The organism is Achromobacter sp. (assembly GCF_032113835.1).
Classification (GTDB): domain Bacteria; phylum Pseudomonadota; class Gammaproteobacteria; order Burkholderiales; family Burkholderiaceae_B; genus Achromobacter.
This window is the reverse complement of the sequence record NZ_DAMCTG010000018.1, coordinates 17753-38959: the sequence shown is the minus strand read 5'-3', so window position 1 is coordinate 38959 and position 21207 is coordinate 17753. Positions and strand designations below refer to the sequence as shown.

Genomic DNA, 21207 nt, shown 5'->3' with positions numbered 1-21207 from the left:
GGAAATCTCCCCGCGGCCCCCTCGTTTCCGAGAGGGAGTTAGTCACAGCGTTTTGACCGTCCAGACGCCATCCTGCAGCGCCAGCTCGCGATCGCAAACGAATTCGTCCTGATCCTGCTCGTGACCGGGCAATACCTGAACGACGATTTCCCCTGACCGGCGCAAGCGGCGAACCGCCTCGGTCAGAGCGGGAGCCTGCCCCCAGGGCGCGCGAACTGCTCGCGCCCTTTCCGCCGGCGGCAGACCCGCCGCCAGCTTGCGTAAATCCAGACTGAAGCCCGTGGCCGGACGCGCGCGGCCAAATGCATGGCTGACGTCGTCGTAGCGGCCACCGCTGACCAGTGCATCGTGCCAGCCCTCGGCGTACAGCGCGAACTTGACGCCCGAGTGGTAAGCGTAACCCCCGACGTCGGCCAGATCCACACTGAACGACACATTGGGCATGGCATCGACCACCGCCTGAAGGGCATCGAGGGCCTCGGCGACACCAGGCAGCGCCGGCAGGTCACGGCGGGCGACCTTCAGCACGTCCGGACTGCCGTACAGCGTGGGCAGCAACTGCAGCGCCTTCAGCGTTTCCGGACGGATGCCGGGCGCGCGCGCCGCCAGCTCGCCCAGGCCGGGGACATCCTTGTCGCGCATCAGCCGGATGGCGTCCTGCGCCAGCTCGCCGGCAGCAGGATCCGATTTCAGGATGGCGCGCAGAACACCGGAGTGACACAGATCCAGACGCGGATTGCGAACACCAGCGATTGCCACGGTTTCCAGCACGAGCTGGATGATTTGGAGGTCGGCTTCGAATCCGGCATGGCCGTAGATTTCAGCGCCGATCTGCAGCAGTTCGCGGCTGGACAGCAAGTCCGAGGGACGCGCATGCAGCACGTTGCCGCAGTAACACAGGCGGGTGACGCCCGCGCGGTTCAGCAAGTGCGCGTCGATGCGCGTGACCTGGGGAGTCATGTCCGCGCGCACGCCCAGCGTGCGGCCCGAAAGCTGGTCGACCAGCTTGCAGGTGCGCAGATCCAGATCGCTGCCGGTGCCCGACAGCAATGAATCGATGTACTCGACCAGGGGCGGCGCGACCAGCTCGAACCCGTATGTACGGTAGAGATCGAGAAGTTCGCGGCGCAGTTCCTCGATGCGCCGGGCCTCTGCCGGAAGTACGTCGGCAAGGCTTTCGGGCAGCAGCCAGTTACCCATGAATGTGTTTACCTGAATAACGCCAAGTGATGCGTGGGCGTCGCCCAAACGAAAAGCGGCTGAGGGGCGTAAGCCCGCTCAGCCGCTGCGGAATGTTTTCTAGCTTACGCGGTATTGTACATGGTTCAGCGGCGAGCGCCACCCGCGGGGCGAGCGTGCCGGGCTGTCCGGCCTCGTCCCCGCCACCGGGCGGAAATCGTCCCGTCCGAAACAGAAAAGCCCCTCGGAGAGCCGAGGGGCTTTTCGTTCGTGCTAGCCGAGGGGGATCACTTGGCCGGCACGGTGACCGGCGCCAGGGCAGCGCCCGCCGGATCCTTCATGAACTGGAAGAAGCTGGAGCTGGGATCAACGACCAGCACGTCGCCCGGCTTCGAGAACGAGGCGCGATAGGCTTCCAGGCTCTTGTAGTACGTGTAGAAGTCCGGGTTCTTGCCGTAGGCCTCGGCGTAGATGGCTGCCGCGGCAGCATCGCCCTCACCCATGACGCCCTGAGCCTTGGCATAAGCCTGGGCCACGATGACCTCGCGTTGGCGGTCGGCTTCGGCGCGGATCTTCTCGCCTTCGGCCGCGCCGATGGAGCGCAGCTCGTTGGCGACGCGGGTACGCTCGGCTTCCATGCGGCGGTAGACCGACTCGGAAATCTCCGGGGCGAACTCGATGCGGCGCAGACGCACGTCGACGATCTGCACGCCCAAGGGCTCGGCGCGCTTGGCGACGTTTTCCAGGATCTCCGTCATGATCTTGTCGCGTTCGGTCGAGACCACGTCTCGCACGGTACGCACGTTGACCGACGCGTTCAGGGCGTCGCGGATCTGAGCCTGCAGACGCTCTTGCGCCGCGCGCTCGTTGCCGCCGAACGTCACGTAGAACACGCGGGGATCCGCAATGCGCCACTTGACGTAGGAGTCGATCAGCAGGTTCTTCTTTTCGGAAGTCTGGATGCGCTCGGCTTCGTTGGTTTCGATGGTCAGAATGCGCTTGTCGAGCGTGACGACATTCTGGAAAGGCGGCGGAACCTTGAAGTACAGGCCAGGTTCGCTGATGACGCGGCGGACCTCACCCAGCGAGAACACCAAGGCATAGTCGCGCTCGCGCACCACGAAAACGCTGGAGGAAAGGAGGGCCAGCACGATGAGCAGGCCGACCAGGATGGGCATAAGACGATTCATTTTCAGGACTCCTCCGGATTAGCGCGACATACGGTCGCGGGGCAGCGTGTTGCTATTGCTGCTGCCGGAAGACTGCGGCACCGGCGCGGCCGTACCGCGCGGAGGCTGCTGGACAGGCGCATTGGACACGGGCGAGCCAGAGCTGCCGATGTTCGACTTGCCTGCGTCCTGAGCGGCCAGATGCATGATCTTGTCCAGGGGCAAATACAACATGTTGTTGTTGCTCTTGGTGTCGACCATGACCTTGCTGGCGCGGGTGAAGATGTCCTGCATGCTTTCGAGGTACATGCGCTGGCGCATGACTTGGGGAGACTTTTCGTATTCGCCCAGGATGCTGGTGAAGCGCGACGTATTACCTTGCGCATCGCCGACGACCTTGGCTTTGTAACCTTCAGCCTGCTCCGTCATGCGCGATGCCTGACCGCTGGCCAGCGGCACGACCTGATTGGCGTAGGCTTGGCCTTCGTTGATCTGGCGCTCGCGATCCTGACCGGCCTTGACGGCGTCGTCGAACGCGGCCTGCACCTGCTCGGGCGGCTGCACGTTCTGGATGGCGACCGTGCTGATCTGCACGCCCGTCTGGTAGCGATCGAGGATCTGCTGCATCAGCGTCTGGACTTGGGAAGCCACCGTCGTACGGCCTTCGTACAACACGAAGTCCATCGACTGCTTGCCCACGACTTCGCGCATGGCGGTTTCAGATGCCTGGCGCACGGACTCGTCCGGGTCGCGCGTCTTGAAGAGATAGTCGGGCGCGCCGTCCGCCTTCAGGCGGTACTGGACGACGAACTGCATATCGACGATGTTCTCGTCCGTCGTGAGCATCAGCGCTTCAGGCAGGACCTTGTTGCGCGCGCCGCCACGGAAACCGACTTCGAACGTGCGCAGTTGCGACACGTTGACGATTTCATGGCTTTGAATGGGGTACGGCATGCGCCACTGGAAACCGGCTTGCGACGTGCTCTTGTATTTGCCGAACTGGGTCACGACAGCGACCTGGCCTTCTTGCACGATGTAGAAGCCGCTGGCCAGCCAGATGCCGGCAGCGACCAAGGCGATGACACCCAGGCCGATGCGCGTGCCGCGCGGGGATGGCGGCGTCATGCCGCCACGGTTGCCGGGGCGGTTATTGCCGCCACCGCCCTTGCGCCCGAACAGGTTCCCGATGCGATTGTTGAAATCGCGCCAGACCTCGTCCAGGTCAGGAGGGCCGTCTCCATTGCCTTGGGGCCGCTTAGGCGGCGGCTCGGAGCCATTGTTGTTTCCACGACCCCAGCCGGGGTCATTCAGATTGAAGAGTTTGATAATTCGCGGCATTGTTTCCCACAATCTGTCCGGTCTCCGCAATTGCCCCGCGCAACGCATCCAAACCGGCGCGCTCGGTGGCGCTTACAAATACTCGCGCAATCGTACCATGTGCATCGCGCTCCACCCGCGGTTCCAATCCCGCCCGGTCGATCTTGTTGTATACCAGAATGGTTGGAATCGCGGCAGCGCCTATTTCGGCGAGGACCTTGTTCACTTCAAAAATCTGCTCATCCCGCTGCGGGCTGGCCGAGTCCACCACATGCAGGAGCAGGTCGGCATGCACGGTTTCTTCGAGGGTGGCCCGGAAGGCGGCGATCAGGTTGTGAGGCAGGTCGCGGATGAAGCCCACGGTGTCCGACACCACCACCGATCCGGCGCCTTCGATCCAGATGCGGCGCGTGGTCGTGTCCAGCGTGGCGAAGAGCTGGTCGGCGGCGTAGGCGTCGGCCCGGGTCAGCGCATTGAACAGCGTCGACTTGCCGGCGTTGGTGTAGCCAACCAGGGACACCGACAGCGCACCGCCCCGCGCGCGGGCGCGCCGCTGGGTGATGCGCTGGCGCTCGACCTTGTCGAGCCGTTCGCGCAGCGTCTTGACCTTGGCGCCGATCATGCGGCGGTCCATTTCGAGCTGCGATTCGCCGGGGCCGCGCATCCCGATGCCGCCCCGCTGCCGCTCCAGGTGGCTCCACATGCGCGTGAGGCGCGTGGCCAGATGCTGAAGCTGGGCCAGTTCGACCTGCAGCTTGCCTTCGTGGCTCTTTGCGCGCAGCGCGAAGATGTCCAGGATGAGGGCGACGCGATCCACCACACGCAGGTTGAAGGCGCGTTCGAGGTTGCGTTGCTGGGCGGGCGACAGGGGCTGATCGAAAAGAACGATATCGGCTAGCAGCGCCTGCGCCATCGCGACGCCCTCGTCAGCCTTGCCGGAGCCGATGAAGAACTTGGCGTCGGGACGATCGCGGCGAGCCGTCAGGGTGCCGACGATTTCGGCGCCCGCGCCCTTGGCCAGCATGGCGAATTCCTCGGCGTGCGCCGTGAAGTCCGGATCACCGAGATCCACACTGATGATCAGAGCGCGCATACATGCACCATATTCGAGCCAAAGCGAAAATGCCCGCCGACGGGAACCGTCTGGCGGGCAATAAAAGGTAAAGCTGGAGCGAGATTACTCAGCAGGGACTTCCACTTGAAAATTGACGGCACGCGCGGGGACGACGGTCGAGATCGCGTGCTTGTAGACCATTTGGGTGACCGTATTGCGCAGCAGCACCACGTATTGGTCGAAGGATTCGATTTGCCCTTGAAGCTTGATGCCGTTCACGAGGTAGATCGACACGGGCACATGATCCTTGCGCAGCGTGTTGAGGAACGGATCTTGCAGAGTTTGCCCTTTATTGCTCATTGGCCAGGCTCCATTTGATTGTTATTGAGTGATGACGCGCTTTTTGTACTGGTGGAGCACGCCGAAACACGTACTCTACAGGGTTTTCCCGGCCCGTGCTACTTGGCCGGGAAGCAAAAATGAGACCAGAGTTTTCCAGCTGAAAAGCCCTTGAAATCACGCCTGCAGGATCTTGTCGAGCGCTTGCAGAAGCATGTCGCATTGGCCTTCGGTACCCACCGTAATGCGCAGGAACTGGTCGATCCGCGCATGACGGAAATGGCGCACGATGATGCTGCGTTCACGCAGGGCGGCGGCAAGCGTCGCGGCGTCTTTTTCCGGATGGCGTGCGAACACGAAGTTCGCCGCCGACGGGAGCACCTCGAAGCCCAGCGACTCCAACCCTGCCGTCATGCGCGACCGGGTTTCGATCACGGCATTGCGAGTCTGCTCAAAATACTCCGTATCCTCCAGGGCCGCCACTGCGCCGACGGATGCCAGCCGATCGATGGGGTAGGAGTTGAAACTGTTCTTTACCCGCTCCAAGCCATCGATGAGTGCGGCGCTGCCAACGGCAAAGCCCACGCGCAAACCGGCCAGCGAACGCGACTTGGAAAGCGTCTGCACCACCAGCAGGTTGTCGTAGCGCGAGACCAGCGGGATCACGGATTCGGCGCCGAAATCCACGTACGCCTCGTCCACGACGACGACCGTGTCCGGGTTGCCCGCCACGATGCGTTCGACGTCGGCGGCGCTGAGCGCGCGGCCGGTGGGGGCATTGGGGTTCGGGAAGATGATGGCGCCGGCCTGCCCGTGGCGCGCCGGCAGATAGTCTTCGACATCGATGCGGAAGTCCGCGGTGAGCGGCATCGTTTCGAACTCGATGCCGTACAGACCGCAATACACCGGGTAAAAGCTGTAGGTGATGTCCGGAAACCGCAGCGGGCGATCATGCTTGAGCAGCGCAAGAAACGCGTGCGCCAGAACCTCGTCGGATCCGTTGCCCACGAACACCTGCTGTGGCTGCGCGCCGACGGCTGTGGCGATGGCCTCGCGCAGGCGGTCCGAGGACGGATCCGGATAGAGCTTGAGCGTGTCGTCGCAGGCCGCGCGGATCGCATCGAGCACCTTGGGCGACGGCCCGTAAGGATGCTCGTTGGTGTTCAGCTTGACCAGATTCTGAAGTTTGGGCTGCTCGCCCGGCACATAGGGACTGAGCGTCCCGACAACGGGACTCCAGAAACGGCTCATGGATCAGCTTTCCTGCGTGTAGGGGTTGTGCGAGGACTTGAATTCGATACGCAGCGGCGTGCCGGCCAGGTCGAACGCATTGCGGAAACGCGTTTCGAGGTAACGGCGGTACGAGTCGGGAATGGCGTCCAGCGCATTGCCGTGGATGACGACCAGCGGCGGGTTCTGTCCGCCCTGATGCGCATAGCGCAGCTTGGGACGGAAGATGCCCTTGCGCGGCGGCTGCTGCTGTTCGACCGCCGCCTGCAGTTCGCGCGTGAGCTTGGGCGTGGACAGCTTGGCGAACGCGGCAGCGTGCGCGGCATTGATGGACTTGAGCAGAGGTTTGATGCCCTGCCCGCGCAGCGCCGAGATCGTGTGCACGCGCGCGAACGACAGGAAACGCAGCTTGCGGTTGAACTCGCGCTCGATGCGTTCCTTTTCTTCGCCGTCCAGGCCGTCCCATTTGTTGACGGCCACGACCACGGCACGCCCGGTTTCCAGCACGAACCCGGCGATGTGCGCGTCCTGCTCGGAGATTTCGGTCTGCGCGTCGAGCATCAGCAGCACGACGTTGCTGGCCTCGATGGCCTGCAAGGTCTTGATGACGGAAAACTTCTCGACGGCCTCGAACACCTTGCCGCGCTTGCGCAGGCCGGCGGTGTCGATCAGCGTGTAGCGGCGGCCGTCGCGGTCGAAATCGATCTCGATGGCGTCGCGCGTCGTGCCGGGCATGTCGAACGCGATCACGCGCTCTTCGCCCATGAACGTGTTGATGAGGGTGGACTTGCCCACGTTGGGGCGGCCCACGATCGCCAGCTTGATGCGGTGATCGTGCTCGCCGTCTTCAGCAGGTTCTTCTTCGGCGGGCGGTTCGGCCAGATCCTTGAGCGCGAGCTCGATCAGGTCGACGATGCCGTCGCCGTGCGCCGCCGAAATCGGATAGGGCTGGCCCAGGCCGAGTTCGTGGAATTCGGCGATGGCGGGACCCAGGCCCATGCCTTCGGCCTTATTCACCGCGAGCAGCACGCGCTGCTGACCGGACTTGCGCAGCAACTGCGCGATCTCGTGATCGTGCGCGTTGATGCCTGCGCGCGCATCGACGAGGAACACGACGACATCCGCCTCGGCGATGGCCTGCCGCGTCTGGCGGGCCATCTCGAGCAGGATGCCGTCCTTGGCCACGGGCTCGAAGCCGCCGGTATCGATGGCGATGAACGGAATATCGCCCACCCTGCCCTCGCCGTAATGGCGATCGCGGGTCAGGCCGGAATAGTCGGCCACCAGCGCGGCGCGCGATCGCGTCAGGCGGTTGAAAAGGGTCGATTTCCCCACATTGGGGCGGCCGACCAGGGCAACGACAGGCTTGAAAGACACGGTAAAAGGCTTTGTTTTATAAGGTTCAGTTGGTGCCGATCAGGACGAGATTGCCATTGCCCGTCTGGACCAGCACGCCTTGGGGCGTCGTCTGCGGCGGTGACACGACCGCGCCGCCGCCCACCGACAGGCGGGCCATCAGGCTGCCGTCGCTGCGCGACAGGAAATGCACATATCCGTCCAGATCGCCGACAGCCAGCGCTCCGCCAAGCATAGCCGGAGCGGTGAGCTGGCGGTTCTTCAGGGCGGCCTGCTTCCAGAGATTACCGCCATTATCCAGCGCAAACGCGTTGACCACGCTGTTCTGGTCGGCGGAATAGGCGAAGCGGTCGTCCAGCGTCATGCCGCTGACGCTGGAAAAGTCCTTCGCCCAGAGCGGACGGCCACCGGCGGTGACGTCGAAGCAAACGATGCGTCCCTGATAAGCCACCGCGCACAGCAGGTTGCCCGCAATGCGAGGCGCGCCGACCACGTCGGTCAGGCGTTCGAGGTCGCTGGCGCCCCGCGGCGTTGCCACGGTGCCTTCCCATTGCACGTTGCCGCTGTTCGAGGCAATGGCCATGAGCTTGCCGCCCGGCAGGCCGGTGATGACCAGCCCTTCGGCCAGAACCATCTGCGAGACGCTGCGCAAGGCTAGCGACGGGCCGGGACGCTGCACGCTCCAGACGCGCTCGCCGCTGTTGGCGTCGAATGCCTGGATGCGATAGTCGCCGCTGCGCACGACGACGATGCCATAGCCGACAACCGGCGGGATGGCGACGTCGCTGGTGGCACGGACCTTCCACTTGACCTTGCCGGTGTCGTCGAACGCGATGACGTCGCCGTTGGGCGATGCCACTGCGGTGGTGGTGCCGTCGCTGCCGGCGCCTGCCGACAGCTTGGTGTCGGTCTTGGCCTTCCAGATGACGCGGCCGCTTTGCAGATCGAACTTGCCGACGGAGCCGTCAGGCGTCGCGGCATAGATGGCGTCGCCGAGCACGGTGGGCGCGAAGCCCAGGCCGGAACCGCTGCCGATGGACGTGGACCAGACCTGACGCACGGACATGCCGGCCTTGTATTCGGTCAGGGGCGCCGGATCGTAGCGGCCGTCGTCATGGGAAAACATACCGCAGCCGCCGAGGGCAAGCAGGCTTGCCAGCAGGACGGCGCCGCGCCACGTACGGCCAGGTGCAAATTTACGCATTACAGTCACGCTCCGCTCAAGGCATCCAGTTTCAGTTGCACAACCTGGGTCAGGGGATTGGCCAGGCCCAGGCCATCGATGGCGCTCTGCCAGGCCGCGCGCGCTTCCTCGCGCTTGCCTTGCGCCGCCAGCACGTCGCCGCGGCGGTCAGCAAACAAGGCGGCGAAGGCGGCCGGCGGATTGTTCAGCTGCGCCAGCGCGGCGTCGTATTGCTTCTGGTCCAGCATCATGCCGGCCAGGCGCAGGCGCGCCACGGCCTGCATGGAGGGATTCTTGCCTTGGGCGGCCAGCCATTCGAGTTGTTCGCGGGCGCCGGCGTCATCCTTCTGCGCCTGCAGGGCCTGCGCGGCCACGAGAGCGCCACGCGCGGCATAGCCGGTGTTGGCATACTTGTCGCGCAGCGTCGAGGCGGCGGTCTTGATGCGCGCCGAGGAATCGGCGCCGCCCAGGCGAGCGGCGTCTTCCAGCGCCTCGAAGTAACCCATGGCCTGGTTGGCCTGGTGCGATTCGTACGCCTTCCAACCCCACCAGCCGCCCCAAGCCAGGAGCACCACCGTCGTCAGCGCCAGCAGCAGCGTCCCGTAGCGGGCCCACCACGCCTTGATCGCGTCGAGTTTTTCCTGTTCTTCTAGATCGTATGCCATGCCTTAACCCTTGTTGTTCAATGCGTCGGCCAGCTTCGCCAGCGGAACCTGTTGCTGCGCCGCCTCGCCCTGCTCTTCTGCGCGCAGGAACTTGACACTGGCGGTCTGCGACGCCACTTCGTCGGCGCCAAGGATAACCGCAACGCGGGCGCCGCTGGCGTCCGCGCGCTTGAATTGCGACTTGAAGCCCGCCGATCCGGCATGCACGATGACCGAGAGGCCCGCATCGCGCAGGTCTTCGCCGACTCGGGCGGCCAGGCGCTGCGCGTCTTCGCCCTGGTGCACGATGTAGACATCGCACTCGGCCGGCGCCGCGATTTCAACGCTTTGTTCCCACAGGTCGAGCAGACGTTCCATGCCGATGGCAAAGCCCACGGCCGGCGCGGTCTTGCCGCCCAGCAGTTCGACCAGGCCGTCGTAGCGGCCGCCGCCGCAGACCGTGCCTTGGGAGCCCAGGCGGTCCGTGACCCATTCGAAGACGGTGAGGTTGTAGTAGTCCAGGCCGCGGACCAGGCGCGGGTTCAGGCGGTACTCGATGCCGGCGTCGGTGAGACGCTGGCACACGCCTTCGAAGTGCGCGCGGGATTCTTCGCCCAGGAAGTCGAACAGGCGCGGCGCGCTGTCGGCCATTTCCTGCATGGCGGGGTTCTTGGTGTCGAGCACGCGCAGCGGATTGCTGTACATGCGGCGCTGGCCGTCCTCGTCGAGGATGTCGCGGTGCTTTTCCAGATGCTGGATCAGGGCGGCGCGGTGCGCGGCGCGTTCAGCGGGCTGGCCAAGCGAATTCAGTTCGAGGCGCACGTCCTTCAGGCCCAGCAGCTTCCAGAGGCGGGCCAGCATGACGATGAGTTCCGCGTCCACATCCGGACCGGCAAAGCCAAGCGCTTCGACGTCGATCTGGTGGAACTGGCGATAGCGGCCGCGCTGCGGGCGCTCGTGGCGGAAGACGGGACCGATGGAGTAAACGCGTTGCGGGCGGTCGTAGAGCAGATTGTGCTCGATGGAGGCGCGCACGATGCCGGCGGTCATTTCGGGGCGCATGGTCAGCGACTCGCCATTGAGCGCGTCGGTGAACGTGTACATCTCTTTTTCGACGATGTCGGTGACTTCGCCGATACCGCGCGCGAACAGGCGCGTATGCTCAAGCACGGGCGTACGCACATTGCGATAGCCGTAGCCGCGCAGCCAGCCGCGCACGATTTCCTCGAATTGCTCCCAGCGGGCGCTTGCCCCCGGCAGCAGATCATTCATGCCGCGTATGGCGGCGACTTTCTGGAAAGCTTGAGTCATCTTGATCATGCCGCTGGCGCGCCCGAGAAGCGCGCCAGTAGCTACACCCTTACTTTAGTGAGAGGCGAGCGCGCCATAACGGCGCGCCACGTATTCTTCAACGATGGCCTGGAACTCTTCGGCGATATGGTCGCCCTTGAGCGTCACCGTGCGCTCGCCGTCCACGAACACCGGCGCGGCCGGCACTTCGCCGGTACCCGGCAGGCTGATGCCGATGTCGGCATGACGGCTTTCGCCCGGCCCATTGACCACACAGCCCATCACCGCGACGTTCATGGATTCGACGCCGGGATACTGCGCGCGCCACACCGGCATCTGCCGGCGCAGGAACGACTGGATGCTGTCGGCGAGTTCCTGGAAGAACGTGCTGCTGGTGCGGCCGCAACCCGGGCAGGCCACGACCATGGGCGTGAAGGCGCGCAGTCCCATGGTCTGCAGGATTTCCTGCGCAACGATGGCTTCGCGGCTGCGCTCTCCGCCGGGTTCAGGCGTGAGCGAAATGCGGATGGTGTCGCCGATGCCTTGCTGCATCAGCACGGCCAGCGCGGCGGTCGAGGCCACGATGCCCTTGCTGCCCATGCCGGCCTCGGTGAGACCGAGATGCAGGGGATAGTCGCAACGGGCGGACAGATCGCGGTAGACCGCGATGAGATCCTGAACATGGCTGACCTTGCACGACAGGATGATCGCGTCGCGACGCAGGCCGAGTTCTTCGGCGCGCTGGGCATTGCTGATGGCCGAGACGACCAGCGCATCACGCATGACGGCCTGCGCTTCCCAGGGCTGGGCGCGCCGGCTGTTTTCGTCCATCTTGCGCGCCATGAGTTCGTGGTCGAGACTGCCCCAGTTGACGCCGATACGCACCGGCTTGTCGTAGCGGCAGGCGACTTCGATCATCTGCGCGAAGTTGTCGTCGCGGCGCTTGCCGCCCCCCATGTTGCCGGGGTTGATGCGGTACTTGGACAGCGCCTGCGCGCATTCCGGGAATTGCGTGAGCAGCTTGTGGCCGTTGTAGTGGAAGTCGCCCACCAGCGGCACGTTCACGCCCATGCGGTCGAGCTGTTCGCGGATGGCGACGACCTCGCGGGCGGCTTCCGGCGTATTCACGGTGATGCGAACGAGCTCGGAGCCGGCCTGCGCCAGCTCCTTGACCTGGATCGCGGTGGCAATGGCGTCCGCGGTGTCGGTGTTGGTCATGGACTGGACCACGACCGGGGCGTCTCCGCCCACCGTCACGATGCGATCGCCCCACTTGACCGCGACGGAACGCGTGGCGCGGCGCGGCGCGGCGCCCACCGAGGGAGGCGGCGCGTCCTGGCAAGGCAGAGAAGAATCTTGCATCGGGTGGAACCGTGTTACTTGGTCGACTTCGGCAACCAATCGGCCGGCAGCCACTGCTGCGGCAGCCAACCTTGCCAGAAGGCATATGCCACGCCGGCGGCCAGCACCAGCACGATGGCGATCAGCCAGCCCCAGGACGTCGTGGACGAACGGTCGTCATCGGCGCTGGATTGGGGGATGGAATGCGCCGAGTGCAACGAACTGGGGCTGAGCTTGGCCGGGCCGGTGACGCGGGCCTTGGGGTCGAGCGAATCGACGATGGCCTCGGCGTCGGCGCCAAGCAGGCGCGCGTAGTTGCGGACGAGGCCACGCAGGGAAACGCCGGTGGGCAGGTGATCCCACTGTTCGTTTTCAAGGGCTTCGATCTGCTTGGTGGAAAACTTGATGCGGCTGGAGACCTCGTCGAGCGACCAGCCCTTGGACTGGCGCAGGCCGCGCAAGGCGGCGCCCACGCTGCCCACCGAACCGGCGGACGAGTCGGAAACTGCAGAAGCGAAATCCTGCGTCATGCGTGCACCTGTTTAATTGGTATGGTCTGGCGCTGTGCGGCATTGCGCTCGGTGATCCGAGTGCGGTCCCGCACCTCTCCGGCCAGTTGGCCGCAAGCCGCATCGATGTCGTCGCCCCGGGTCTTGCGGACCGTGGTGATGATGCCGGCGTCCATAAGACGCTGGGCAAACACCTTCACCCGCGCCGAGGCCGATCGCTTCAGGCCGGACGCGGGGAATGGGTTGAACGGGATGAGGTTCAGCTTGCAGCGCACCTGGCGTGCAATGTGGATCAGTTCCTTGGCGTGCTGGTCGGTGTCGTTGATGCCGTCCAGCATGCAGTATTCAAACGTGATGAAGTCGCGCGGAGCGAACGCCAGATAGCGTTCGCAGGCGGCCAGCAACTCCTTCAGCGGGTATTTCTTGTTCAGCGGCACGAGTTCGTCGCGCAGCGCGTCGTTGGGCGCGTGCAGCGAAACGGCCAGTGCCACGGGACAGTCTTGCGACAGGCGGTCCATCATGGGGACGACGCCAGAAGTGGACACCGTGACGCGGCGGCGCGAGAGGCCGTACGCGTTGTCGTCCAGCATGAGGCGCAGCGCGGGCAGGACCTGATCGTAGTTGAGCAGGGGTTCGCCCATGCCCATCATGACGACGTTGCTGATGACGCGCGTGTCTTCGGTGGCGCGGGCGCTTTCAAGGCGGGCCGTGCCGATGTCGGCTTCCAGCACGCGCTTGGCCCACCACAACTGGCCGATGATTTCGCTGGTCTTCAGGTTGCGATTGAAGCCCTGGTGCCCGGTCGAGCAGAAACGGCAGTTCACCACGCAGCCAGCCTGGCTGGAAATGCACAGCGTGCCGCGGTCGTCTTCGGGGATGAAGACGGTTTCGATGGCATTGCCCTGCCCCACGTCGAACAGCCACTTGCGGGTGCCGTCGGTCGAGCGCTGCTCGATGTTGACGGGCAATGCCTCGATGCGGCAATTCGACGCAAGCTGGCTGCGGAAATCGCGGGCCAGGTCGGTCATGGCGTCGAACGAATCGGCGCCGCGCTGATGCATCCAGCGCTGCAACTGGCGGGCACGAAACGGCTTGCCGCCCCACTGCCCGACCAGTTCGGACAGGGCGGAGCCGTCCAGCCCCAGCAGATTGATTCGTTCGACGGATTCCATAACCAGGTAAAACTTAAAGCGCTTTCAACAACTTAAGCCAAAAATTAACGGCTGTGGATGTTGATTTCGGGGAAGAAGAAAGCCACTTCGACGGCGGCCGTTTCCGGAGCGTCGGAGCCGTGAACGGCGTTGGCGTCGATGCTGTCGGCGAAATCGGCGCGGATGGTGCCGGCTTCAGCCTTCTTGGGGTCCGTGGCGCCCATCAGGTCGCGGTTCTTCTGGATGGCTTCTTCGCCTTCCAGCACTTGCACGAACACGGGGCCCGAGATCATGAAGTCGACCAGGTCCTTGAAGAAAGGACGGGCGGCGTGCACGGCGTAGAAACGCTCGGCGTCGGCGCGCGACAGTTGGGTCAGGCGGGCGGCGATGACCTTCAGGCCGGCTTGCTCGAAACGGCCGACGATCTGACCGATCACGTTCTTGGCGACGGCGTCGGGCTTGATGATCGAGAGGGTGCGTTGAATGGACATAAAGGACTCCGAAAACTGATTTCTGACGGGTTTCTAGTTAATTGCTTGGCGGGGTTCGGGCCGTTCTGAACCACCGCCAAGACAGGATTCGACACTGCCGACCTGTCGGACGCATCCTGGAATGCCAGCGGGATTCCGGTTGCACGCCAATCTTATGATTTTGCGCGCATTTCCAAAGGAATCCTCAATGAATTCAGGGACTTCTAAAAGGTTTACAGTAACCCGGCATTCTAACACGCCGAGAAGACCGCAATACATCTTAAAATGGGCGGTTTGCTGCCCGCTTCCTACCCGGGCGCCCCTGTCTGCCGGAACTTAGTAATGACTCAAGCTGCTCCCCCGAATGCCGCGCCCATCGCCGGCGAAACCCCGGAACTCTCGAAGAGCTTCGAACCCTCCGAACTGGAATCCCGCTGGTATGCCGAGTGGGACAAGCGCGGGTACTTCGCCGCGGGCCAGCATGTAAAAACGGGGACGGAAAGCCAGCCCTACGTCATCCAGTTCCCGCCGCCCAACGTGACGGGCACCCTGCACATGGGCCACGCGTTCAACCAGACCATCATGGACGGGCTGGTGCGCTACCACCGGATGTCGGGCGACGACACCGTGTTCATTCCCGGCACCGACCACGCCGGCATCGCCACGCAGATCGTCGTTGAAAGACAGCTCGACGCCCAAAAGGTTTCGCGCCACGACCTGGGCCGCGAAAAGTTCGTCGAGAAAGTGTGGGAATGGAAGGAAAAGTCGGGCAGCGCCATCACCGGGCAGGTGCGCCGTCTGGGCGCGTCGGCCGACTGGCCGCGCGAATACTTCACCATGGACGACCGCATGTCGCGCGGCGTGGTGGAGACCTTTGTCCGCCTGCATAAACAGGGACTGATCTATCGTGGCAAGCGCCTGGTCAACTGGGATCCCAAACTGCTGACGGCCGTTTCCGACCTGGAAGTGCAGTCCGAAGAGACCGATGGCCACATGTGGCACATCCTGTACCCGTTCGTCGACGGCCCGCAGACCATCGTCGACAAGGATGGCCAGACCGTCACCCTGCGCGGCATGACCATCGCCACGACCCGTCCGGAAACCATGCTGGCCGACGGCGCGCTGTGTGTGCACCCCGATGACCCGCGCTACAAGCACCTGGTGGGCAAGCAGGTCGAGCTGCCGCTTTGCGACCGCAACATTCCCATCATTGCCGACGACTTCGTCGACCCCGATTTCGGCACGGGCTGCGTGAAGATCACGGGCGCCCATGACTTCAACGACTATGCCTGCGCGATGCGCCACGATCTGCCGCTGATCGTGATCTTCACGCTGGACGCGCACATCAACGAAAACGGCCCCCAGCAGTTCCAGGGCATGGAACGCTACGAGGCCCGCAAGGCTGTCGTCGCGCAACTGGAGACCGAGGGCTATCTGGTCAAGGTCGAGCCGCACAAGATGATGCAGCCCAAGGGCGACCGCACCGGCGTCGTGCTCGAGCCCATGCTGACCGACCAGTGGTTCGTCGCCATGAGCAAGCCGGCGCCCGAAGGCACGCTGAATCCCGGCAAGAGCATCACCGAGGTCGCACTGGAAGTCGTGGCCGATGGCCGCATCCAGTTCTACCCGGACAACTGGACCACCATCTACAACCAGTGGCTCAACAACATCCAGGACTGGTGCATCTCGCGCCAGCTCTGGTGGGGCCACCAGATTCCGGCCTGGTACTCGGAAGACGGCCAGGTGTTCGTCGCCCACGACGAAGCCGGCGCCATCGAACAGGCGCGCGCCGCTGGCGTCACGGGTCCGCTCACGCGCGATCCCGACGTGCTGGACACGTGGTTCTCGTCGGGCCTGGTGCCCTTCACGACGCTGGGCTGGCCGCAGAACACGCCGGACCTGCAGCGCTACCTGCCCTCGAGCGTCCTGGTCACGGGCTTTGACATCATCTTCTTCTGGGTGGCGCGTATGGTCATGCTGACCACGCACCTGACCGGCCAGATTCCGTTCAAGCACGTCTACGTGCACGGTCTCATCCGCGACGCCGACGGCCAGAAGATGAGCAAGTCCAAGGGCAACACGCTGGACCCCGTCGACCTGATCGACGGCATCGACCTGGACGGCCTGGTCGCCAAGCGCACCTACGGCCTGATGAATCCGAAGCAGGCGGGCGCCATCGAAAAGGCCACGCGCCGCCAGTACCCGGACGGCATCCCCGCCTACGGCACCGACGCGCTGCGCTTCACCATGGCCGCGTACGCCACGCTGGGCCGCAACATCAACTTCGACCTGAAGCGTTGCGAGGGCTACCGCAATTTCTGCAACAAGCTCTGGAACGCCACGCGCTTCGTGCTGATGAACACCGAAGGCCATGATCTGACGGTGCCCGATGCCGGCGAGCTGTCCTTCGTGGACCGCTGGATCATCAGCCAGATGCAGACGCTGGAAGCCGACGTGGCGCGCGGTTTTGCCGACTACCGCTTCGACAACATCGCCAACGCGATCTACCGCTACGTGTGGGACGAATACTGCGATTGGTACCTGGAACTGGCCAAGGTCCAGATCCAGACCGGCACGCCGGCCCAGCAACTGGGTACCCGCCGCACGCTGATCCGCGTCCTGGAATGCGTGCTGCGCCTGGCCCACCCGATCATTCCGTTCATTACGGAAGAGCTGTGGCAGAAGGTGTCCGTCGTGGCCGGCAAGCGCAAGGAAGGAGTGGCCGACAGCGTCAGCGTGCAGCCCTACCCGAAGGCCAATCCGGATGCGGTGGACACCGCCGCCGAAGCCGACGTGGCCGAACTGAAGGCACAGGTCGAGGCCGTGCGCGCGCTGCGCGGCGAGATGAGCCTGTCGCCCGCCCAGAAGGTGCCGCTGTGCGCCCAAGGCGACGCGCCGAAGCTGACGCGCAACGCGCCGTACCTGGCCGCGCTGGCCAAGCTGAGCCAGGTCGACGTGCTGGACGTCCTGCCCGACGCCGGTGCGCCGGTGCAGGTTGTCGGCAGCAGCCGCCTGATGCTGCACGTTGAAGTCGACGTGGCCGCCGAGCGCGTGCGCCTGGACAAGGAAATCGCCCGTCTGGCCGGTGAAATCGCCAAGGCCCGGGGCAAGCTGTCCAACGCCAGCTTCGTCGAACGCGCGCCCGCCGCCGTCGTCGAACAGGAAAAGGCCCGCATGGCGCAGTTCAGCGAGACCCTGCAGAAGGTGCAGGAGCAGCGCGCCAAGCTGGGCGACTGATCCACGCGCCTGATGTAAAGCCCCAGAAGCCCCGGACACCGCTCCGGGGTTTTTGTTTTAGGGTTTATGGCCGGGATCGGGTAGCGGACGCGGCAGCCTTCAAACGCCGCCGTCCGTCATCCGGTACCAGCTCACCACCGCGTTGACGTACAGCCGGCGCAGCGGATACAGCGGAAACGGCACGATCGGCGACAGCGGCACGGGCAACGCATTGGCATTGCCCGTGGCGACGTATTCCGCCATCGCCGCGCCCATGCAGGTCTGCAGACCGACGCCGCGGCCCTGGCAGCCGATGTCCACCAGCAGCCCGGGCTGCGGCTCGTGCAGATGCGGCAGGTAGTCGCGCGTGACGGCGACCCGGCCGCACCAGCGGAATTCAAAGGGCGTGCCCGCCACCTGCGGGAACATCTTCACCATCACGCGCTCAAGGTGCGCCCAATCGGATTCGCCCTTGGGCTCGCGGAACGGGCCGCGGCCGCCCATCAGCAAACGGCCCTGGTGATCCAGGCGGAAGTACAGCAGCAGGTTGCGCGTGTCGGACGTGACATGCCCCTCGGGGAATATGCCCGCGCGGATGCGGTCCGGCAGCGGCACGGTTGCCACCTGGAACGTGTTGGCGTCAATGATGGACGGCTTGAGACCGGGCCACAGATCGCCGCCATAGGCATTGGTGCACATCACCACGCGATCGGCGCTGACCGAGGGACCGCGAGCGGTGGACACAGTCCACTTGCCGCCGTCACGCCTCAGACCGGTGACGGGCGTGTCGGTGTGCAGCGTCGCGCCCGCATTCAGCGCGGCGCGCGCCAGGCCCCGCGCGTAACTCAGCGGCTGCACCGCCCCCGCCCGCCGGTCCACCCATCCGCCCAGGTACTTGTCCGTGCCGATCAGACGCGCGACCTGCGCACGGTCCAGCGGCTGGGCGTCCACACCAAGGCGCGCCCACTGCGCCGCGCGGCCTTGCGCGATGCGTAGCGCCTGCGGCGTGTGCGCGCCCTGGATCCACCCCGCACGCACGCGCGGCACGTCCATCGCATGACGCTCGATCAGATCAAAGACGACGTCGGCCGTCGCGCCGGCGAACCGGGTCAGCCGTTCGCCACGCTCGGCGCCGAACATCGCAGTCAGATCGTCCGGGTCGTATTTCAAACCGGGAATGACCTGGCCGCCGTTGCGGCCCGATCCGCCGAAGCCGATCTCACGCGCTTCCAGCAGCACGACCTTGACGCCGCGCTCGGCCAGATGCAACGCGGTGGACAGACCCGCGTAGCCGCCGCCGATCACGGCGACGTCCGCGTGCGCCGAGGCGTCGAGTGGCGCGGTAGGCGGCGCCGCCGCCGCGGTGGCCGCCCACAATGACGGGGAAAGAGGAAACGGCGCTGGCTGCATGGGGCTTCCTTCCTTACATGGGATGCAGCACGCGCCGCAGGAAGTCCTGCGTGCGCGGATGCTGTGGATGATTCAGCACTTCGCGGGCGGCGCCCTGCTCCACCATGACGCCGCCGTCAAAGAACATGACGCGGTCGGCGACCTCGCGCGCAAAGCTCATTTCGTGCGTGACGACGACCATCGTCATGCCGGCCTCGGCCAGCTTGCGCATGACGCTCAACACGTCGCCAACCAGTTCGGGATCGAGCGCCGAGGTGGGCTCGTCGAACAGGATCGCCTTGGGTTGCATCGCGAGCGCCCGCGCGATCGCCACGCGCTGCTGCTGGCCGCCGGACAGCTGGTTCGGATGCGCGTGTTCCTTGTCCGCCAACCCCACGCTGGCCAGGAGTTCACGACCGCGCTCCACCGCCTGGGCGCGCGGTTCCTTCTTCACGAAGATCGGGCCTTCGATGACGTTTTCCAGCGCCGTGCGGTGCGGGAACAGGTTGAAGCGCTGGAACACCATCGCGACCTGCGTGCGGATCGACACGATGGAGGGCGCGTCGCAATCGACGAGCTCGCCGTCCACGGTGATGCGCCCGGCGTTGTAGCGTTCCAGTCCGTTGATGCAGCGCAGGATGGTCGACTTGCCCGAGCCGGACGGCCCCACCACACACACGACCTCGCCCTGCTCGACCTCGGCGTCGATGCCCTTCAGGACCTCGAGCGGGCCAAAGCTCTTCCTTACGCCTTGCAGGCTGATCATTTGGTTGCGCTCCGCTTTTCCAGATGCCGCACCAGCAGAATCAGCGGCACGCACATCACCAGGTACATCAGCGCCACCAGCGTGAAGACCGTGGCGTTCTTGAATGTGGACACGGCGATGAGCTTGCCTTGCAGCGCTAGTTCGGCGACGGTGATGGTGGACGCCTGCGACGAGTCCTTCAGCATCATGATCATGATGTTGCCGTAGGGCGGCAGGACGATCTTCACGGCCTGCGGCAGCACCACGCGCCGCATCGTCAGGCCCCAACCCATGCCCATGGCCATCGCCGCCTCGATCTGGCCGCGGTCGATCGCCTGGATGCCGGCGCGGAAGTTCTCCGCCTGATAGGCCGAATACGCGATGCCCAGGCCGATGATGGCCGCGTGCATCGCGCTCAGCGATACGCCCATGTCCGGCATCACGAAGTAGATGTAGAAGAGCAGCACGATGATCGGAATGCCGCGCAGCAGATTGACGAGACCCGCGCTGAAGCCCGACAGGTATTTATTGCCCGACACCCGCATCAACGCCCACACGAGGCCAAGCACCGTCGACAGCGCAAGCGAACCCAGCGTCACCAGAATGGTGAGCTTGGCGCCCTCCAGCAGGATCGGCATGAACTCTGCCGCGTCTTTCAAGAATTCCGTCATGAGTCCACCCACTCCGAAAAGACAGCCCGCGATGACAGCTTGGGAAACGGCCCCAGAAGCGCCGCGGATGCACTGCGTCCGCCGGCACGACCGAACGCGCCGGCGGGAGGTTGCGAATGCCTGACCCGGGATAGCCCGGCCGGCTTCACGCGCCACCCAGGCCCCACTTCTTCAGGATCGCGTCGATGGCGCCGTCGGCCTTCAGCTTGGCCAGCGCCTTGTTGATGCGGTCAAGCAGCTCGGTGTCGTCCTTGCGCGTGGCCAGGCCAAGGCTGCCCATGATCGTCGGCTGGTACGACTGCGCCATCTTCAGGTTGGGATAGTTGCCCTGCGACAGGACGTACGCGGCGATGGGATAGTCCATGAAACCGCCCTGGATCCGGCCGGCGTTGGCGTCGCGCATCATGTCGGGCGGATTGTCGTAAAGCTTCACTTCCTTGAAGACGCCGCTCTTCTGGATGGGTTCGACAAAGGCGGTGCCGACCTGCACGCCGACGGTCATGCCCTTCATGTCGGCGAAGGACTTGTATTCCTTGTTGTCGCTCTTGAGGACCATCAGGCCCTCGCCGTAGCGATAGACGGGCTCGGAAAAGCTCACCACCTGCTGGCGCTGCGGCGTGATGAACATCGCCGCCGACACGATGTCGATGCGCTTGGACGTCAACGAGCCGATTAGCGCGGAAAACGCCATGGGTTCGATCTGCACCGAGAATCCGGCCTCCTTGCCCACCGCTTTCACGATGTCGACCATCACGCCCTCGATGCTGTTCGTCTTGGTATCGAGAAACGTGAACGGGCTGCCGGTGGGCGTGGATCCCACCTTCAATACCGTCTGGGCTTGGGCGCCCGCCGCCATGGACAATGCTGCGAATACAGAGACAACAAGAGTCTTGAATTTCATGACATATCCTCATCGTGGCAAAGAAGGCCGGGCCGCACGTGGGGCGCCCGGTG

General features: G+C 64.6%; 19 protein-coding genes. 1 reads left to right on the top strand and 18 read right to left on the bottom strand.

What is annotated here, in order from left to right; translation table 11 throughout:
* Positions 1-42 precede the first annotated feature (42 nt).
* The 14 genes from RT697_RS09450 to ndk all read right to left on the bottom strand — a co-directional run bounded on the left by RT697_RS09450 (position 43) and on the right by ndk (position 14253).
* Complete coding sequence (locus RT697_RS09450; protein WP_313698419.1) at positions 43-1200, bottom strand: ATP phosphoribosyltransferase regulatory subunit; 1158 nt, start codon at positions 1198-1200, stop codon at positions 43-45.
* 266 nt (positions 1201-1466) lie between these two features.
* Entirely contained in the window at positions 1467-2369 is a 903-nt protein-coding gene (gene hflC, locus RT697_RS09445) for a protease modulator HflC (RefSeq protein WP_313698379.1), read from the bottom strand.
* Between the two features lie 18 nt (positions 2370-2387).
* On the bottom strand, positions 2388-3686 hold the full coding sequence (hflK, locus tag RT697_RS09440; RefSeq protein WP_313698377.1) for an FtsH protease activity modulator HflK: 1299 nt from the start codon (positions 3684-3686) through the stop codon (positions 2388-2390).
* A complete protein-coding gene (hflX, locus tag RT697_RS09435; protein ID WP_175125030.1) occupies positions 3652-4758 on the bottom strand; it encodes a GTPase HflX in 1107 nt (368 codons plus the stop codon). Before hflX ends, hflK begins: the two co-directional genes overlap by 35 nt.
* Positions 4759-4842: 84 nt before the next feature.
* The gene (gene hfq, locus RT697_RS09430) at positions 4843-5079 is read right to left on the bottom strand and encodes an RNA chaperone Hfq (protein ID WP_006218585.1); all 237 of its coding nucleotides are present in this window, start codon (positions 5077-5079) and stop codon (positions 4843-4845) included.
* 156 nt (positions 5080-5235) lie between these two features.
* Positions 5236-6309: a histidinol-phosphate transaminase gene (gene hisC, locus RT697_RS09425; RefSeq protein WP_313698375.1), complete on the bottom strand. Its 1074-nt coding sequence runs from the start codon at positions 6307-6309 to the stop codon at positions 5236-5238.
* Between the two features lie 3 nt (positions 6310-6312).
* Entirely contained in the window at positions 6313-7665 is a 1353-nt protein-coding gene (der, locus tag RT697_RS09420) for a ribosome biogenesis GTPase Der (RefSeq protein WP_313698374.1), read from the bottom strand.
* A 25-nt stretch (positions 7666-7690) separates the two neighbouring features.
* Complete coding sequence (bamB, locus tag RT697_RS09415; RefSeq protein WP_313698372.1) at positions 7691-8848, bottom strand: outer membrane protein assembly factor BamB; 1158 nt, start codon at positions 8846-8848, stop codon at positions 7691-7693.
* Positions 8849-8853: 5 nt separating this feature from the next.
* Positions 8854-9492, bottom strand: coding sequence for a tetratricopeptide repeat protein (locus RT697_RS09410; RefSeq protein ID WP_313698371.1), 639 nt, complete (start codon positions 9490-9492; stop codon positions 8854-8856).
* Between the two features lie 3 nt (positions 9493-9495).
* Entirely contained in the window at positions 9496-10782 is a 1287-nt protein-coding gene (gene hisS / locus RT697_RS09405; RefSeq protein ID WP_312432325.1) for a histidine--tRNA ligase, read from the bottom strand.
* A 54-nt stretch (positions 10783-10836) separates the two neighbouring features.
* On the bottom strand, positions 10837-12123 hold the full coding sequence (gene ispG / locus RT697_RS09400) for a flavodoxin-dependent (E)-4-hydroxy-3-methylbut-2-enyl-diphosphate synthase (protein ID WP_313698370.1): 1287 nt from the start codon (positions 12121-12123) through the stop codon (positions 10837-10839).
* Between the two features lie 14 nt (positions 12124-12137).
* Positions 12138-12632, bottom strand: coding sequence for a helix-turn-helix domain-containing protein (locus RT697_RS09395; protein WP_313698369.1), 495 nt, complete (start codon positions 12630-12632; stop codon positions 12138-12140).
* Positions 12629-13783 (bottom strand): 23S rRNA (adenine(2503)-C(2))-methyltransferase RlmN, encoded by a 1155-nt coding sequence (gene rlmN, locus RT697_RS09390; RefSeq protein ID WP_175125037.1) that lies wholly within the window; start codon positions 13781-13783, stop codon positions 12629-12631. Before rlmN ends, RT697_RS09395 begins: the two co-directional genes overlap by 4 nt.
* A gap of 44 nt (positions 13784-13827) precedes the next feature.
* The gene (gene ndk / locus RT697_RS09385) at positions 13828-14253 is read right to left on the bottom strand and encodes a nucleoside-diphosphate kinase (RefSeq protein WP_312432319.1); all 426 of its coding nucleotides are present in this window, start codon (positions 14251-14253) and stop codon (positions 13828-13830) included.
* Positions 14254-14574: 321 nt separating this feature from the next.
* Between ndk and RT697_RS09380 the strand changes: the two genes are divergently transcribed.
* Entirely contained in the window at positions 14575-17469 is a 2895-nt protein-coding gene (locus RT697_RS09380; protein ID WP_313698368.1) for a valine--tRNA ligase, read from the top strand.
* Positions 17470-17568: 99 nt separating this feature from the next.
* Here RT697_RS09380 and RT697_RS09375 read toward each other — a convergent pair whose 3' ends face one another.
* From RT697_RS09375 to RT697_RS09360, 4 genes are all read right to left on the bottom strand, one after another.
* A complete protein-coding gene (locus tag RT697_RS09375; RefSeq protein WP_313698366.1) occupies positions 17569-18858 on the bottom strand; it encodes an FAD-binding oxidoreductase in 1290 nt (429 codons plus the stop codon).
* Positions 18859-18871: 13 nt separating this feature from the next.
* Complete coding sequence (locus RT697_RS09370; protein WP_313698365.1) at positions 18872-19603, bottom strand: amino acid ABC transporter ATP-binding protein; 732 nt, start codon at positions 19601-19603, stop codon at positions 18872-18874.
* Positions 19600-20253 carry an amino acid ABC transporter permease gene (locus tag RT697_RS09365; protein WP_313698364.1) on the bottom strand — a complete coding sequence of 218 codons (654 nt, stop codon included), beginning with the start codon at positions 20251-20253 and terminating at the stop codon, positions 19600-19602. The genes RT697_RS09370 and RT697_RS09365 overlap by 4 nt, the downstream gene beginning before the upstream one ends.
* Positions 20254-20398: 145 nt before the next feature.
* A complete protein-coding gene (locus tag RT697_RS09360; RefSeq protein WP_313698362.1) occupies positions 20399-21154 on the bottom strand; it encodes an ABC transporter substrate-binding protein in 756 nt (251 codons plus the stop codon).
* Positions 21155-21207: the final 53 nt, after the last annotated feature.